15 protein-coding genes are annotated in these 16,940 nt (G+C 64.3%); 13 read left to right on the plus strand and 2 right to left on the minus strand.

Annotated features, from left to right (window positions below; genetic code table 11):
- Nucleotides 1-80 precede the first annotated feature (80 nt).
- The 4 genes from lipA to LRX75_RS15055 all read left to right on the plus strand — a co-directional run bounded on the left by lipA (nt 81) and on the right by LRX75_RS15055 (nt 3,381).
- A complete protein-coding gene (gene lipA / locus LRX75_RS15040) occupies nt 81-1,058 on the plus strand; it encodes a lipoyl synthase (RefSeq protein WP_231815581.1) in 978 nt (325 codons plus the stop codon).
- A 171-nt stretch (nt 1,059-1,229) separates the two neighbouring features.
- Nucleotides 1,230-2,312 (plus strand): phytanoyl-CoA dioxygenase family protein, encoded by a 1,083-nt coding sequence (locus tag LRX75_RS15045; protein ID WP_231815582.1) that lies wholly within the window; start codon nt 1,230-1,232, stop codon nt 2,310-2,312.
- Nucleotides 2,313-2,340: 28 nt separating this feature from the next.
- Nucleotides 2,341-2,913 (plus strand): P-loop NTPase family protein, encoded by a 573-nt coding sequence (locus tag LRX75_RS15050; protein WP_231815583.1) that lies wholly within the window; start codon nt 2,341-2,343, stop codon nt 2,911-2,913.
- Nucleotides 2,914-2,922: 9 nt separating this feature from the next.
- Nucleotides 2,923-3,381, plus strand: a complete 459-nt coding sequence (locus LRX75_RS15055; RefSeq protein ID WP_231815584.1) for a type II toxin-antitoxin system RatA family toxin — start codon at nt 2,923-2,925, stop codon at nt 3,379-3,381.
- Here LRX75_RS15055 and LRX75_RS15060 read toward each other — a convergent pair.
- A complete protein-coding gene (locus tag LRX75_RS15060; RefSeq protein ID WP_231815585.1) occupies nt 3,360-3,875 on the minus strand; it encodes a CinA family protein in 516 nt (171 codons plus the stop codon). The genes LRX75_RS15055 and LRX75_RS15060 overlap by 22 nt on opposite strands.
- Nucleotides 3,872-5,080 carry a bifunctional 2-C-methyl-D-erythritol 4-phosphate cytidylyltransferase/2-C-methyl-D-erythritol 2,4-cyclodiphosphate synthase gene (locus LRX75_RS15065; RefSeq protein WP_231815586.1) on the minus strand — a complete coding sequence of 403 codons (1,209 nt, stop codon included), beginning with the start codon at nt 5,078-5,080 and terminating at the stop codon, nt 3,872-3,874. Before LRX75_RS15065 ends, LRX75_RS15060 begins: the two co-directional genes overlap by 4 nt.
- A gap of 195 nt (nt 5,081-5,275) precedes the next feature.
- Between LRX75_RS15065 and dusB the strand changes: the two genes are divergently transcribed.
- The 9 genes from dusB to LRX75_RS15110 all read left to right on the plus strand — a co-directional run bounded on the left by dusB (nt 5,276) and on the right by LRX75_RS15110 (nt 16,861).
- Nucleotides 5,276-6,301 carry a tRNA dihydrouridine synthase DusB gene (gene dusB / locus LRX75_RS15070; protein ID WP_231815587.1) on the plus strand — a complete coding sequence of 342 codons (1,026 nt, stop codon included), beginning with the start codon at nt 5,276-5,278 and terminating at the stop codon, nt 6,299-6,301.
- A complete protein-coding gene (locus LRX75_RS15075; RefSeq protein ID WP_113151965.1) occupies nt 6,298-7,443 on the plus strand; it encodes a two-component system sensor histidine kinase NtrB in 1,146 nt (381 codons plus the stop codon). The genes dusB and LRX75_RS15075 overlap by 4 nt, the downstream gene beginning before the upstream one ends.
- On the plus strand, nt 7,440-8,894 hold the full coding sequence (ntrC, locus tag LRX75_RS15080) for a nitrogen regulation protein NR(I) (RefSeq protein WP_092987654.1): 1,455 nt from the start codon (nt 7,440-7,442) through the stop codon (nt 8,892-8,894). Before LRX75_RS15075 ends, ntrC begins: the two co-directional genes overlap by 4 nt.
- A 180-nt stretch (nt 8,895-9,074) precedes the next feature.
- On the plus strand, nt 9,075-11,435 hold the full coding sequence (locus LRX75_RS15085; RefSeq protein ID WP_269456225.1) for a sensor histidine kinase NtrY-like: 2,361 nt from the start codon (nt 9,075-9,077) through the stop codon (nt 11,433-11,435).
- Nucleotides 11,425-12,789, plus strand: coding sequence for a nitrogen assimilation response regulator NtrX (gene ntrX / locus LRX75_RS15090; RefSeq protein ID WP_062596507.1), 1,365 nt, complete (start codon nt 11,425-11,427; stop codon nt 12,787-12,789). The genes LRX75_RS15085 and ntrX overlap by 11 nt, the downstream gene beginning before the upstream one ends.
- A gap of 191 nt (nt 12,790-12,980) precedes the next feature.
- The gene (hfq, locus tag LRX75_RS15095; RefSeq protein ID WP_018325164.1) at nt 12,981-13,223 is read left to right on the plus strand and encodes an RNA chaperone Hfq; all 243 of its coding nucleotides are present in this window, start codon (nt 12,981-12,983) and stop codon (nt 13,221-13,223) included.
- Nucleotides 13,224-13,302: 79 nt separating this feature from the next.
- A complete protein-coding gene (hflX, locus tag LRX75_RS15100; protein ID WP_231815588.1) occupies nt 13,303-14,625 on the plus strand; it encodes a GTPase HflX in 1,323 nt (440 codons plus the stop codon).
- A gap of 153 nt (nt 14,626-14,778) precedes the next feature.
- Nucleotides 14,779-16,404, plus strand: a complete 1,626-nt coding sequence (locus LRX75_RS15105) for a phosphoethanolamine transferase (RefSeq protein ID WP_231815589.1) — start codon at nt 14,779-14,781, stop codon at nt 16,402-16,404.
- Between the two features lie 22 nt (nt 16,405-16,426).
- On the plus strand, nt 16,427-16,861 hold the full coding sequence (locus LRX75_RS15110; RefSeq protein ID WP_113152122.1) for a diacylglycerol kinase: 435 nt from the start codon (nt 16,427-16,429) through the stop codon (nt 16,859-16,861).
- Nucleotides 16,862-16,940 lie beyond the last annotated feature (79 nt).

The raw sequence follows: 16,940 nt of genomic DNA on the forward strand, positions 1-16,940 counted from the left end.
CAAGCGGGAAGACGGGCACGAAAAGCTGATGGCTCGTCCGGTCAGATGGACGAGCGAAAGCGGGAAGAAAGATCGGACCTATGGTCACCATTCTCGACCGGACCCAGAATGCGAACGAAGCGCCGCGCGTGCGCCATCCCGAAAAGGCCCACAAGCCGGACACGGAGATGCTGCGCAAGCCGGAGTGGATTCGCGTGAAGGCGCCGACCTCCAAAGGCTACCACGAGACGCGCGATCTCGTGCGCTCGCACAAGCTGGTGACGGTCTGCGAGGAAGCGGGCTGCCCGAACATCGGCGAGTGTTGGGAGAAGAAGCACGCGACCTTCATGATCATGGGCGAGATCTGCACCCGCGCCTGTGCCTTCTGCAATGTCGCGACCGGCAAGCCGAATGCCCTCGACATGGCCGAGCCCGAGAACGTTGCGCTGGCCGTCCGGCAGATGGGCCTGTCGCACGTGGTCATCACCTCGGTCGATCGCGACGATCTCTCCGATGGCGGCGCCGAACATTTCGAGAAGGTCATCTGGGCGATCCGTGCGGCCTCGCCACAAACGACCATCGAGATCCTGACGCCGGACTTCCTGAAGAAGCCCGGCGCGCTGGAGCGTGTCGTCGCCGCCAAGCCCGATGTCTTCAATCACAACATGGAAACCGTGCCGGGCAATTACCTGACCGTGCGCCCCGGTGCCCGATACTTCCACTCCGTCCGCCTGCTGCAGCGCGTGAAGGAGCTGGACCCCACCATGTTCACCAAATCCGGCATCATGGTCGGTCTCGGCGAAGAGCGGAACGAAGTCCTGCAGCTGATGGACGACCTGCGCACGGCCGATGTCGATTTCCTGACCATCGGCCAGTATCTGCAGCCGACCCGCAAACACCACAAGGTCGAAGCCTTCGTGACGCCGGAAGAGTTCAAGTCCTACGAGACCGTCGCCTATACCAAGGGCTTCCTCATGGTGGCTTCGAGCCCGCTGACGCGCTCCTCGCACCATGCGGGTGACGATTTCGCCCGTCTGCGCGCTGCGCGGGAGAAGAAGGTTCTGCTGGCAGCGGAGTAAGATCGCGTCCGCGAAGATGCCGTAACGCAATGAACAGAGGTCGGTATGCGCAAGCTGCCGGCCTCTTTTGCTCTCGACATTGCTCCGCTCGCATCGGCACTCGTCCATTTCCCTGCTGTCATTGTTCGTGTAGGCTTACGCGTAAAGCGTTGCAGGCACGGAGTGAGGCAGATGGATATGTCGGTTGAAGGAAAGCCGGGGAGCGGTCGCGTGCGCGGTCTCGGCCAGCGCCTGGGCCGCATGGCGCTGGCGCCGCTCCACACACTGCAGATCGTCACCGGCCGCAAGGACTTCAAGAACGATGTCCTCGGCAGCGAACGCCTGAACCGTAAGGGCCTGCATGTGTGGCGGGTAAAAGCCGCAGCCCGGGTCACGGAGTGGCGACGCAAGCGGCTGGCGCATCTCGTCACGCCGGCGGAACGGGACTTTTTCGCGGAGAACGGCTTCATCGAGCGCCGCAATCTTCTGGACGACAGCCAGTTCCGCGCCCTGGTGGCGGAGGTTGAAGCCCTGCAGGCACCCGCGCGCGAGATGCGCGAAGGCGGCGCGGTCACGCGGCGCATTCCGCTGACGCCCGACGTTCTCCAGCACGCGCCGACCCTTGCCGCCTTTCTCAAGGATGCGCGCTGGACCGGCCCTATTCGCTATGTCGGCGGCTTCGACGTCGAGCCGGTTCTCAGCATCCAGACGATCTTCGGCGAACCCTCCGTCTCCAAGGGCGGCAAGGATCCACAGACCGACCTTCACATGGACACGTTCCACTCGACGGCCAAAGCCTGGTACTTCCTCTACGACGTGCCGGAAGACGAGGGGCCTTTCACCTATGTCGCCGGGTCCCACAAGCTGACGCCGCGTCGTCTCGCATGGCACAAGCGGCAGAGCGTGCTGGCAGCGGAGCGGCGGGGCGGCGGGGCCTTCCGCATTCCGCTCTCCGCCCTGAAGCGGCTCCGCCTGCCGCAGCCGACGCGGTTTGCTGTGCCTGCCAATACGCTGGTGGTGGGCGATACCTTCGGCTTCCACGCCCGCGGCCATTCCGCGCGCCGCTCCATTCGCGTCGAACTCTATGCCTCGCAGCGGCCCAACCCCTTCCTGCCCTTCATCGGCCTCGACAGCGCAAAGCTGCCCTATGTCAGCGGGCGCAAGGAGGTCATCTCCTGGTATTTCGAGGACTGGCTGGTTAAGCTGAAGCTCCAGCGGCTGATCTGGCGGCCTGTCGGTGCTGTCAAGGCCCGGGAGAGACCGCCCGGCAGCTGACGGCGGTCACGTTGCGGGGAGACAGGGAATGCCGCAGACCCTTCAGACCGTCGCGGACGCCGCCGTCGCCGTCTCCCGCGCAAACCGCATCTGCGTCATCGGCTGCTCGGGCGGCGGCAAGACGACGCTGTCGCGGGCGCTCGGCCAGCGGCTCGACCTGCCGCATATCTCGATGGACAAGGCGTTCTTCTGGCTTCCGGGCTGGACGAAGCGCGACAAGGCCGCAGAGCGTGCCCTCATCGCGGAGGCCGTCGCGGCCGAGCGCTGGATCATGGACGGCACGGGTTCGTCGAGCTTCCACCTTCGCATGCCGCGCACCGAGGTCGTGCTCTGGCTGCGCCTTCCGCGCTGGCTCTGCCTGCTCAGCGTCATTCGCCGGGTCCTGACGAGCTTCGGCCGCGTTCGCCCGGACATGGCGCCGGGCTGCCCGGAGCAGATCCCCGACCGCGAATTCCTGGCCTATATCTGGACGTTCGAGCGAAACGTCGCGCCGCTGATCGAGCGGGAGATCGCATTGCACGGGCCACAAGTGGCGATTTTCACGCTGAAAACGCGCCGCGACGTTGCCCGCCTTCTTGATCTTGTCTCCGCCGCCGACTAACTGCGTCTCATGCCGAAGTTCGAAACCAGACGCTTGGTGAAGCACTCCCCCGACCAGATGTTCGACCTCGTTGCCGACGTCGAGTCCTACCCGCAATTCCTTCCGCTCTGCGAAGCGTTGACCGTGCGGACACGCAAGGAGCGCGATGGCAAGGAGCTGCTTCTGGCCGACATGACGGTCGGCTACAAGGCGATCCGCGAAACCTTCACGACGCAGGTGCTGTTGAACCAGGCGGAGCACCGCATCGAGGTCAAGTATATCGATGGGCCATTCCGCTATCTCGACAATCGATGGACATTCGAGCCGGCACCGGATGGCGGCTGCTCGGTGCATTTCTACATCGACTACGAGTTCAAGAACCGTATTCTCGGCGCGCTGATGGGCTCGATGTTCGATCGCGCGTTCCGGCTCTTTGCCGAAGCCTTCGAAAAGCGCGCCGACACGGTCTATGCCGGCGCGACGGCCTGATCGGCGAGCGCCTGCAGCATGTCGAGCGCCGTTCTGACGGTCGAAAGCCGCACCGCGTCGCGACCGATCTCGCCATAGTGCATGGCGCGGTGCAGGATGACACCCCGGCGCGTGGCAGCGACGATGTGGACGAGACCAACCGGCTTGTCCGGCGAGCCGCCGCCCGGTCCGGCAACGCCGGTGACGGCAACGGCCGCCTCCACCTTCGACTGCATCAGGACGCCGCGCACCATCTCCAGCGCCGTCTCGCGCGAAACCGCCCCGAACTGGTCGAGCGTAACAGGGCTGACGCCGAGCATGTCCACCTTGGCCGCGTTCGAGTAGGTGACGAAACCGCGATCGACCACACGCGACGAGCCCGGAATCTCCGTGAGCGCGCCGGCGATCATTCCCCCCGTGCAGGACTCCGCCGTGGCGACCAGCCACCCCTTCGCGACGAAGCTTTCGAGCAGGTTTTCGGCAGACGTCCGGATATCGTCGGGCCAGATGCTCATCGAAAACCTCCGGGGAAGCTGACCGTCGCCGTGGCGATCGCCGCGATCCCTTCACGACGACCGATAAAGCCGATCTTCTCGTTGGTGGTCGCCTTGACCGAACAGCGGTCGAGCGAAATGCCGAGCATCTCGGACAGCGCCTGCCGCATGGCGTCGCGATGCGGACCGATCTTCGGCGCTTCGGCGATGAGCGAGATATCCGCATTCATGACGACGCCGCCATGCTGCCGCACGATGCCTGCGGCGTGCTCGAGGAAGATCCGCGAAGCGGCGCCCTTCCACCTGATGTCGGAGGGCGGAAAATGATCGCCGATATCGCCGGCGCCGCAGGTGGCGAGCAAGGCATCCGTCAGCGCATGCAGCGCCACGTCGGCATCGGAGTGGCCGAGCAGCGCCTGGTCGTGCGGCAGAAAGATGCCGCAGAGCGTGACGCCGGTGCCGGGCACCAGCTGGTGCACGTCATAGCCGTTGCCGGTCCGCACGTCCATCATGCGCCCGTTCAGTTTCTCGTCCGCCATTGCAAGGTCCTGTCGGGTGGTGAGTTTCACATTGTCCGCCGAACCCTCGACGAGGGCAACCGGCAGTCCGGCCCATTCGGCGATCGAGGCATCGTCGGTAAAGTCGGAGCGACCGGATGTGGCCGCGGCCTCGTGGGCTTTCAGAATATCGGGAAGGGCGAAGCATTGCGGAGTCTGCGCGGCGAACAATCGGTCGCGCGACACGGTCTCCAGCACGTCGCCGGAGGCAAAGGCGCGCTTCAGCGTGTCGGTGACCGGCATGGCCGGAAGCACCGCGTTGAAGCCGGCGGCGAGCTTGTCGAGGCACCGGTCGAGAAGATCCGGGTCGATGAAAGGCCGTACACCGTCATGGACGAGCGCATAGTCGGCGCCGAGATCGGCAAGGGCTCTCAGACCGGCCAGCACCGAAGCCTGACGCGTCGCGCCACCATAAATGAGGGTGATGTCAGGCCGAATCCGACACCCAGCAAGCGCGGCATCGAGCAGGGCCGCGTCATCGGGATGGACCACGACGACGACGGGGCCGGCCTTGCCCCAGTTCGAGAAAGCATCGAGGGTCCAGGCGATGACAGGGCGTCCGCCGATCCGGCGATACTGCTTCGGGCCCTCGGTCGAGGCGCCGGCCCGTTCGCCGCGTCCCGCCGCCACGATGACGACACCGCATGAAAGTTCGCGTTCTCTTTGCATCTGCTGTAAGACGCCTCCCTGCCTGCCCTGAACCGCCGCTCGACGAGAGGCGCCGCTCGGTTCGTATGAGCGCGTTTAACCCGCGCGGAAGGGCTTTGCCAGCCGGGCCGGCAGGCGAATGAGGAAAATTACGGATGTCGCGTGAAAGCGCTTGGCAATGGCGATATCTATGTCTAAAAATAGTGCAGAAAAACCATGTGCCTGAAAGATAATCACTTGCATCTTCCGACATTGTCATCGCCCTTCGCGATCGAAGGGATGTCGTTTCGAAACCGCGTGGTGCTTGCACCCATGTCGGGCGTGACCGACCTGCCGTTTCGTCAGCTGGCATGGCGCTATGGCGCAGGCCTCGTCGTGACCGAAATGGTAGCAAGCCGCGAGCTGGCTTGCAATGCGGGCGAGAGCTGGGCGCGGCTGAAAAATGCAGGCATCACGCCGCATATGGTGCAGCTGGCCGGTCGCGAGGCGCATTGGATGGCGGAGGCTGCGAAGATCGCGGCCGGGAACGGCGCCGACGTGATCGATATCAATATGGGTTGTCCCGCCAAGAAGGTCACCGGCGGCTATTCCGGTTCGGCGCTGATGCGCGATCCCGACCACGCGCTCACGCTGATCGAGGCGACGGTTCGTGCCGTCGATATTCCCGTGACGTTGAAGATGCGGCTCGGCTGGGACGAGACGACGATGAATGCGCCCGACATCGCCCGTCGCGCCGAAGCGGCCGGCATCCGCATGGTGACGATTCACGGGCGCACGCGCATGCAGTTCTACAAGGGCCACGCCGACTGGGATGCGATCCGCGCCGTGCGCGATGCGGTGTCCGTGCCGCTGGTGGCCAATGGCGACGTCGTGACGCTCGACGATGCAATGGATATCCTCAAGCGCTCGGGCGCCGATGCCGTCATGGCCGGGCGTGCCTGCCAGGGGCGGCCATGGCACGCCGGCGTTCTCGCCGGTGCCAGTGCGGAGCCCGAAGGGCAGGCGCGTCTCGATGTCATTTCAGAGCATTACGAGATGATGCTCGCCTTCTACGGCATGGAAACGGGCCTTCGCCATGCGCGAAAACATCTCGGCTGGTATATCGACCGGTTCGCACCCGATGCCCCCGGGCATCGCAAGGCGTCGGTCTTGACGGCGACGGATCACAAGGCGGCGCTCTCCGGTCTTCTCGAGCTCCTTCGGGATGGCGGGACAGCGGTTGAAAGGACGATGGCGGCATGAGCGGCAAAATAACCGACGACACCAAGAGCGTGTTGCCGATGGCGGTGCTGAACGCGATCCAGAATCCGGTCGTCCTCGTCAACGAGACCGGGCTGGTGACCTTCGCCAACTGGGAGGCCGAGGCCTTCTTCGGCGCCAGCGCCAACTATCTGGCTCGCCACGACATCAGCACCTTCATTCCCTTCGGCAGTCCGCTCTTGACGCTGATCGAGCAGGTGCGGGAGCGCAAGGCGGCGGTCAACGAGTATCGGGTCGATTTGTCGTCGCCGCGCCTGGGGGCCGACAAGCTGGTGGACCTTTACGTCGCTCCTGTGCTGTCCGAGCCGGGCTGCGTCGTCATCGTCTTCCAGGAACGCTCCATGGCCGACAAGATCGACCGGCAGCTGACGCACCGCGCCGCCGCCCGATCGGTCACGGGGCTGGCCTCCATGCTGGCACACGAGATCAAGAATCCGCTGTCCGGCATTCGCGGCGCCGCCCAGCTGCTGGAGAGTTCCGTCAATGACGAGGACCGGGCGCTGACGCGGCTGATCTGCGACGAGACCGACCGCATCGTCTCGCTGGTCGATCGCATGGAAGTGTTTTCCGACGAGCGTCCGGTCGACCGGCACCCGGTCAACATCCACTCCATCCTCGACCACGTGAAGGCCGTGGCACGGGCGGGCTTTGCCCGTCGCATCCGCATCACCGAGAATTACGACCCGTCGCTGCCGCCGGTCTATGCCAATCGCGACCAGCTGGTGCAGGTGTTCCTCAACCTCGTAAAGAACGCGGCGGAAGCGATCGGCGACAAGCCGGATGGCGAGATCATGCTGACCACCGCCTATCGCCCCGGCATCCGCCTGTCGGTCGCCGGTACGCGGGAGAAAATCTCGCTGCCGCTCGAATTCTGCGTGCACGACAATGGCCCGGGCGTGCCCGCCGATCTCGTGCCGCACCTGTTCGACCCCTTCATCACCACCAAGACCAACGGTTCGGGCCTGGGCCTGGCGCTGGTGGCGAAAATCATCGGCGGTCACGGCGGCATCGTCGAATGTGACAGCCAGACCAACCGCACGACATTCCGCGTCCTCATGCCTGCGTCGAAAGGACCGACCGCCGAGGACCCCGAACCCATTGCTGTAAAAGGGAAGACCCGATGACTGGCGCCACGATTCTCGTTGCCGACGACGACGCAGCCATCCGCACCGTGCTGAACCAGGCGCTCAGCCGCGCCGGCTATGACGTCCGCATCACCTCCAACGCCGCCACCCTCTGGCGCTGGATCTCGGCGGGCGATGGCGATCTGGTGCTGACCGACGTCATCATGCCGGACGAAAACGCGTTCGACCTGTTGCCGCGCATCAAGAAGGCCCGGCCGGAGCTGCCGGTGCTGGTGATGAGCGCGCAGAACACCTTCATGACCGCCATCAAGGCGTCGGAAAAAGGCGCATACGACTATCTGCCCAAGCCCTTCGACCTGACCGAGCTGATCGCCATCATCGGCCGGGCCCTGGCGGAGCCGAAGCGCAAGCCGGCGAAGATGGACGACGACACGCAGGACGGCATGCCGCTCGTCGGCCGGTCCGCCGCCATGCAGGAAATCTACCGCGTGCTCGCCCGTCTGATGCAGACGGACCTGACGCTGATGATCACCGGCGAATCGGGCACCGGCAAGGAGCTGGTGGCACGGGCGCTGCACGATTATGGCAAGCGCCGCAACGGTCCCTTCGTCGCGATCAACATGGCCGCCATTCCGCGCGACCTGATCGAGTCGGAACTGTTCGGCCACGAAAAGGGCGCCTTCACCGGCGCGCAGAACCGCTCCACCGGCCGCTTCGAGCAGGCCGAGGGCGGCACGCTGTTTCTCGACGAAATCGGCGACATGCCGATGGATGCCCAGACGCGGCTTCTGCGCGTTCTGCAGCAGGGCGAATATACGACGGTTGGCGGACGCACGCCGATCCGCTCCGACGTCCGGATCGTCGCGGCGACCAACAAGGACCTGAAGCAGTCTATCAACCAGGGTCTCTTCCGCGAGGATCTCTATTACCGCCTCAACGTCGTGCCGCTGCGGCTGCCCCCGCTGCGCGACCGCGCGGAGGACATTCCCGATCTCGTTCGCCACTTCGTCCAGATGGCCGAGAAGGAAGGCCTCGACGTCAAGCGCTTCGAGCAGGAAGCGCTGGAACTGATGAAGTCCCACCCCTGGCCGGGCAATGTGCGCGAACTGGAGAACGTCGTCCGGCGCCTGACGGCGCTCTATCCACAGGAGGTCATCAGCCGCGAGATCATCGAGAGCGAGCTGCGCTCCGACATTCCCGACAGCCCGATCGAAAAGGCGAGTGGACGCTCCGGGCCGATGTCGATCTCCCAAGCGGTCGAGGAAAACATGCGCCAGTATTTCGCAGGCTTCGGCGACGGTCTGCCGCCCTCGGGTCTCTACGACCGCGTCCTCGCCGAAATGGAGTATCCGCTGATTCTCGCGGCGCTCACGGCGACCCGCGGCAACCAGATCAAGGCGGCCGATCTGCTCGGTCTCAACCGCAATACGCTGCGCAAGAAGATCCGCGAACTCGGCGTCTCCGTTTACCGCAGCTCGCGGAACGCTTGACACCCATCAGCGACCGTTGCATTTACGCCACATTGTGTTGCTTGGATGACACATGGGAGCCGACTCGTCCGCAAGGCACGGTCCGGCACCATGGTCGTCGGGGCGAGGTTCCGGGTCGCTGAGACCCTGGGATAAGCGGGACCGGTTATCGCCGGATCCCGTCAATGGGTGGAATACCGCATGGCCGAAGGGCTGATACTGCCACTGGCGAAGGACGAGGCGGGCAACGGCACCGACCGCCGCGCCGCCTTCGCTCTGCCGGGCCTCGTGCTGGCCTCCGGCGCGCTGGCCTGCGCGATCATTTCCCTTCTCGTGCTGCTCGGCCTCACGCCGATCAAGCCGGAAACCAACATCGTCATCGCCTCGGCGGCGATCAACGCGCTGTTCGTGATCGGCCTGATCTACCTGATCGGCCGGGAGATCATGCGGTTGCTGCGGGCCCGCAACAAGGGTAGGGCGGCGGCGAGGCTGCATGTGCGCATCGTCGCGCTGTTCTCGATCGTCGCCATCACGCCGGCCATTCTCGTCGCCATCTTTGCCTCGATCACGCTCGATGTGGGCCTCGACCGCTGGTTCTCGTTGCGCACCCAGGCGATCGTGCGATCCTCCATCGACGTCGCGCAAGCGTACGTGCTGGAGAACGCGAGTTACCTTCAGGGGCAGACCGCGTCGATGGCGACCGACCTCGAGCGCAACCGCCAGCTCTACAGTCTCGACCGCACCGGCTTCGTGGATCTCATGACCCGGCAGGCACGGGCGCGCGGCATGCTCGGTGCATTTCTCGTGCGGGCAGACGGCACGGCGATCCTGCAGGCCAACATCCCGACCGACCGGCCCCTGCCGGCCATCCCGGTCGATGCTCTGGCCAGCACGGTTTCGGGCCAGCCGACGCTCATCCCGCCCGGCATAACCAATCTCGTCGGCGCCATCATCCCGCTCGACAACATCGCCGGGGCCTATCTCTACACGGTTCGCACCGTCGATCCCAAGGTGATGAACTCGATGCGGCTGATGGAGGAGAACGTTGCGGAATACCGCAACCTCGCCGCCGGCCGCACCTCGCTTCAGGTCGCCTTCGGGGTCCTTTATCTCGGCTTCGCGCTCATCGTTCTGCTTGCCGCCATCTGGGCGGCGATTGCGGTTGCGGACAGGATCGTCCGGCCCATCCGCCTGCTGATCGGCGCCGCCGACAGCGTCGCCTCCGGCAATCTCAACGTCGTCGTGCCCGTTCACACGGTTGATGGCGATGTCGGCAGCCTGTCGCGCACCTTCAACAAGATGATCGTCGAGATCCGCACCCAGCAGCACCAGCTGCTGGAAGCGAAAGACGAGATGGACAACCGCCGTCGCTTCATCGAGGCCGTTCTGTCCGGCGTGACGGCGGCCGTGATCGGTGTCGAAGACGATCGCCGCATCACCATCGCCAACCCATCGACGGAGGTCTTCCTCTCGCGCCCGACCTTCGACATCGTGGGCGAGCGTCTGGCGGATGTGGCGCCCGAGATCGACGACGTGCTGACCGAGGCGATATCGCGGCCACGAAACGACTTCCGCAAGCAGATCAACATCATGCGTAACGGCAAGGAGCGCACGCTGAACGTTCAGGTGACCCGCGAGGAGGCAACCGATACGGCCGAGTCCTACGTCATCACCCTCGACGACATCACCGATCTCGTCATCGCCCAGCGCTCGACCGCCTGGGCCGACGTCGCGCGCCGCATCGCGCATGAGATCAAAAACCCGCTGACGCCGATCCAGCTGTCCGCCGAGCGCCTGAAGCGCCGCTACGGCAAGCAGATCGATCCCGACGACCGGGCCGTTTTCGACCAGTGCACGGACACGATCGTTCGCCAGGTCGAGGATATCGGCCGCATGGTCGATGAATTCTCTTCCTTTGCCCGCATGCCGAAGCCGACGAAGGAGCGCTCCGACCTTCGCGCGATCCTCAAGGACGCCGTGTTCCTGCGGGAGATGGGGACGAGCGACATCCAGTTCATCCGGGATTTCGGCGACGACGCGCTGGATGGCTCCTTCGACGGGCGCATGCTGGGGCAGGCTTTCGGAAACATCATCAAGAATGCGGTCGAATCGATCGAGTCGCTGCCGGCTGATGCAGAGCGTGACGAGCTGAAGATCATGATCCGCTCGCGTCTCAACGAGAAGAGCGGCACCTACGTGGTCGACATCATCGACAACGGCAAGGGCCTGCCGACCGAGAACCGCCACCGGATTCTCGAGCCCTACATGACGATGCGCGAGAAGGGCACCGGCCTCGGGCTCGCCATCGTCAAGAAGATCATCGAGGATCATGGCGGACACCTCGAACTGCACGACGCGCCTGCCGATTTCGACCAGGGCCACGGCGCGATGATCCGCATCATCCTGCCGCCGGCCATCATCGCCGAGGCGGAGCGAAACCGTCCGGGCCTGGCCGGTCCGCCCGCGGAGCGGGCGGGGCCGGATCCGGCACGATCCGGCTCCGCCGATGCGGAACGCAAAGACGACGACAGACAAAGCAAGGAACTGACCGATGGCCGCTGATATTCTGGTTGTGGATGACGAACAGGACATTCGCGAGATCGTCTCCGGCATCCTGTCCGACGAAGGCTACGAAACGCGTATGGCGTTCGACAGCGACAGCGCGCTCGCCGCCATTTCCGACCGCGTTCCGCGCCTCGTCTTTCTCGATATCTGGATGCAGGGCAGCCGCCTCGACGGCCTGTCGCTGCTGGACGAGATCAAGAGCCGGCATCCGGACCTGCCGGTCGTGATGATCTCCGGCCACGGCAACATCGAAACCGCGGTGTCGGCGATCCGTCGCGGTGCCTATGATTTCATCGAAAAGCCCTTCAAGGCAGACCGACTGATCCTGATTGCGGAACGGGCGCTGGAAAACTCCAAGCTGAAGCGCGAGGTCACGGAACTCAAGAAGCGCTCCGGCGATCCGGTGGAGCTGATCGGCACCTCCGTCGCCGTTTCGCAGCTGCGCCAGACCATCGAGAAGGTCGCGCCGACCAACAGCCGCATCATGATCCACGGGCCCTCCGGTTCCGGCAAGGAGCTGGTGGCGCGGATGATCCACAAGAAGTCCGCCCGCGCCGCCGGCCCCTTCGTGGCGCTGAACGCCGCGGCGATCACGCCCGACCGTATGGAAATCGCGCTGTTCGGCACCGAAGGCACGCCTGGCCAGCCGCGCAAGACCGGCGCGCTGGAGGAAGCCCATGGCGGCATGCTCTATCTGGACGAGATCGGCGAGATGCCGCGCGAGACGCAGAACAAGATCCTGCGCGTGCTCGTGGACCAGCAGTTCGAACGCGTCGGCGGGTCGAAGCGGGTGAAGGTCGATGTCCGCATCATCTCCTCCACCGCCTACAATCTCGAGAGCCTGATTGCCGAAGGCGCCTTCCGCGAAGATCTCTACCATCGGCTGGCGGTCATTCCCGTCCGCGTGCCCGCCCTTGCCGATCGCCGGGAGGACATTCCGTTTCTCGTCGATATGTTCATGCGCCAGATCAGCGAGCAGGCGGGTATCCGCTCCCGCAAGATCGGCGACGATGCGCTGGCGGTGCTGCAGGCGCACGGCTGGCCCGGCAACATCCGCCAGCTGCGCAACAATATCGAGCGGCTGATGATCCTCGCGCGGTCGGACGGTCCCGACACGGTCATTTCGGCCGATATGCTGCCGACGGAAGTGGGCGACAGTCTGCCGAAGATCTCGGCCCAGGGCGACCAGCACATCATGACGCTGCCGCTGCGCGAGGCGCGCGAAATGTTCGAGCGGGACTATCTGATCGCGCAGATCAACCGGTTCGGCGGAAACATCTCCCGCACGGCGGAATTCGTCGGCATGGAGCGTTCGGCCCTGCACCGGAAGCTGAAGTCGCTGGGTGTCTGAGCCCAAACGGATGCCGTGGCGCCCACGCTGTCACGGAAACGTCGCGCAGGCTTTTTGGAGATTGCGAAAGACCCCTTGATGCGATACCAGATTCCGCAGCGTCTGAGGGGCAGGCGCGCGGGGGCAACTCTCGATTTACAGACGTATCAACCGGTTGATTTCGGACCGGCAATAAAGAAAGAAGCGGCGCTATGGCGGAACGTTCTCAGAACCTGCAGGACCTTTTTCTCAATACGGTTCGCAAACAGAAGATCTCTCTCACCATCTTCCTCATCAACGGCGTCAAGCTGACGGGCGTCGTTACCTCGTTCGATAATTTCTGCGTGCTGCTGCGGCGCGACGGGCATTCCCAGCTCGTCTACAAGCATGCCATCTCGACCATCATGCCGGGCCAGCCCATGCAGATGTTCGAGAGCGAAGAATCCGCCTCCTGAACACCGGACTGAAGCCATCACAAAACACAACGATACCCCAGACAGCATCATCCCCGAGACCGAAAAGCACCGCGACGACATGCGGGCGCTGGTCATCGTCCCGGTCGTCAAGAAAACCGGGCGGCAGCACGCCGAGCAGTCCCACTCGATCCGCTCGGATGAGGCGCGTCTCGAGGAAACGATCGGTCTGGCGCGCGCCATCGACCTCTCCGTCGTCCAGGGGCTGGTCGTGCCGATCGCCCAGCCGAAGCCGGGAACGCTGCTCGGCAGCGGCAAGATCGAAGAGATCGGGCATCTGCTGGACGCCCAGGATGCTGGCCTCGTCATCATGGACCACCCGCTGACCCCGGTGCAGCAGCGCAATCTCGAGAAGGAATGGAACGCCAAGGTCATCGACCGCACGGGCCTCATTCTGGAAATCTTCGGCCGCCGCGCCTCCACAAAGGAAGGCACGCTGCAGGTCGATCTGGCGCATCTGAACTATCAGAAGGGCCGTCTGGTCCGCAGCTGGACCCACCTTGAACGCCAGCGCGGTGGCGCGGGCTTCATGGGCGGCCCGGGCGAAACCCAGATCGAGGCCGACCGCCGCCAGCTGCAGGACAAGATCATCAAGCTGGAAAAGGAGCTGGAGCAGGTGCGCCGGACGCGCCAGCTGCACCGCTCGAAACGCCGCAAGGTGCCGCACCCGATCGTCGCCCTCGTCGGTTACACCAATGCCGGCAAGTCCACCCTGTTCAACCGGATCACCGGCGCCGGCGTGCTGGCCGAGGACATGCTGTTTGCGACCCTCGACCCGACGCTGCGCCGCATGAAGCTGCCGCAGGGCCGCACCGTCATCCTCTCCGACACCGTCGGCTTCATCTCGGACCTGCCGACGCACCTCGTGGCGGCCTTCCGGGCGACGCTCGAAGAGGTGCTGGAGGCCGATCTCATCCTGCATGTCCGCGACGTGTCGGATCCGGATCACGCGGCCCAGTCCGAAGACGTCGAGCGGATTCTCGAGGATCTCGGCATCGACGAGAAGGCGCGCACCGAGCGCCTGCTGGAGGTCTGGAACAAGATCGACCGGCTCGAGGAGGAGCCGCATGCGGCGATGCTCGAAAAGGCGGTGCACACGCCCAATACGATCACCGTATCGGCGGTCACGGGCGAGGGGGTGGATGCTCTCATGCAGGAGATCAACCGCCGCCTCTCCGGCGTGATGATGGAGACGACGGTGACGCTGCCTGTCGATCGCCTGCAGCTTCTGCCGTGGCTCTACGAGCACGCGATCGTCGATCATCGCGAAGATCTCGAGGACGGCGCCATCCGGCTCGATCTGCGCCTGACGGAAACGGAGGCGGGGGAACTCGACCGCCGTCTGGGCCAGGGACAGAAACCCGCCGCAGAAGACTGGGAATAGAAAAAGAAGGCGCCACGTCCTGTGGCGCCTCGGCCGCTCGCCCCGTGAGGCGAGGGCATCGCGACCAGACAGTTTCCCGACAGGATTTCGGCTCTACCACACCCTCAGCATAGCCTGACGGGTTCCCGCCGGCGTTCTGACGGGAGTGACCCCTTGAAAATCCCCAAGCTTCCCCGGCCTGAGATCGGCAGTATCCCGCTGACGCTCATCGTGTCCGCCTATCTGCTCGTGGTGACCAATATCACCTTCTGGAGCCGCGCGGCCGCGGCCTTCTCGTCCAACACGATGAGCCTCGTCGCCTTCTCGGTCGCGATATCGCTGCTGACGATCTGCGCGCTCGTGACGCTTTCGGTCCGCTACGTCATCAAGCCGGTCCTGATCCTCTGCGTTCTCGTCGCGGGCATTGCATCCTATTTCACAGATACCTACGGCATCGTCGTGGACAAGGAGATGGTGGAGAGCGCCTTCGTGACGACGGGCGCCGAGGCAGGTCACCTCGTGACGCCGCGCTTCGTCCTGCATCTCCTCGTCTTCGCCGTGCTGCCGGCCGTCATGATCGGCCTTGCGCGCATCCGCCATCGTCCGTTCTTCCAGAAAGCACTGCGAAACCTGGCACTGATCATTCCGGCCCTTGCCGTGGCACTGGTCCTCATCGGCTATAACTACGCGGCGATCGCCTTCGTCGCCCGCGAGCGGAAGGAGGTGCTCAACGTGTTCAACCCGGCCGCACCCCTGTCGTCGGCGGCGCGCTTCGCCTTGTCCGCCTATAAGGAGGTCGATGCCGTGGTCGCTCCCTTCGGCACGGACGCCCGGGCGGGCGATCGGCTCGCCGCCGAGAAGAAGCCGGTCGTCGTCGTGGTGGTTGCCGGCGAAACGGCACGGGCCGCGAGCTTCTCGCTCGATGGCTATGCCCGCGAAACCAATCCCGAACTCAAGGCGCTCGGCGTGGTCAACTTCACCAACACGAGCAGTTGCGGCACGGCAACCGCCGTCTCCTTGCCCTGCATGTTCTCCGGCTACCGACGGACCGAATACAGCGAGAGCAAGGCACACACGCGCCAGAACCTCGTCGATGTCCTGACCCATGCCGGCGTCAACGTCTCGTGGTGGGACAACAATACCGGCAGCAAGGGCATCGCCAAGCTGATCGACTATGCCGCGATCAACGGGCGCCAGAACAGCCCGCTCTGCCACGCGGGCGAATGCCTCGACGGCATCTTCCTCGATGGTCTCGACAGCAAGCTTGCCACGATCAAACACGATACGGTGATCGTGCTGCACCAGCTGGGAAGCCATGGCCCGGGCTATTTCGGCCGCTATCCCGAGGAGTTCCGGCGCTTCACGCCCGACTGCCGCACGGACGAGCTGATGAACTGCTCGCACGACGAGATCGTCAACGCCTACGACAATACGATTCTCTACACCGACCACATCCTCGCCAGCGTCGCCAAGCTGCTGGCAAAGCACGAGACCACGATGGCCGGCGCCATGATCTACATGTCGGACCACGGCGAATCGCTCGGGGAAAACGGCATCTACCTGCATGGTGCGCCGTATGCGATCGCGCCGAAGGAGCAGACGCATGTTCCCTTCATATCCTGGTTCTCGCCGTCCTACGCGCGGACCATGGGGCTTGATACGAAATGCCTTCTCGCCTATTCCGATGCGGCCATGTCGCACGACAACCTGTTCCATACGGTGCTCGGCATGATGAACATCCAGACGGATGTCTATAATCGCGAACTGGACGCTTTCGCGCCCTGCGTGGCAAGAAGCTGAGATGAACGGGAATACGCTGCGCATGCAGAAGCGAGAGCCGGACCAGGATCTGCCTGGACAGAAGCTGCCGCGAAAGCTCACAGGCTTTCAGCACTTCTTCGCCGCCGCGACCTATTCTCTTGGGGGCGCGCGGCGTCTTCTGGGCGAAGCCGCTTTCCGCCAGGAGCTCATCGGCTTTGCCGTGGCGATGCTGGCTTTCGTCATCAGCGGTGCCACGCTCTTCCAGTACGTCGCGATGATGCTGCTCTTCCTGCTGATGATCGCGTTCGAGGCATTGAACACGGCGATCGAGGAGATCGTTGACCGGGTGTCGCCCGAGATCTCGGAAATGGGCCGTAACGCCAAGGACCTTGGCTCGCTCGCCTGCCTCTGCCTGATCCTTGCCAATGCCGGCTATGCGTTCTACGTCGTCTTCCTCTCGCATGTCGTGACCGACATGCCGCTGACCGGGCTGTGATGACGCAAAGGTGATCGCGGCGCGCGAGGCAAGGCGCGCTTCCTGCAAAATCGTGCACGAAAGCAAGCGCTTCTAAAGT

Source organism: Rhizobium quercicola, assembly GCF_021168455.1.
GTDB classification, from domain to species: domain Bacteria; phylum Pseudomonadota; class Alphaproteobacteria; order Rhizobiales; family Rhizobiaceae; genus Ferranicluibacter; species Ferranicluibacter quercicola.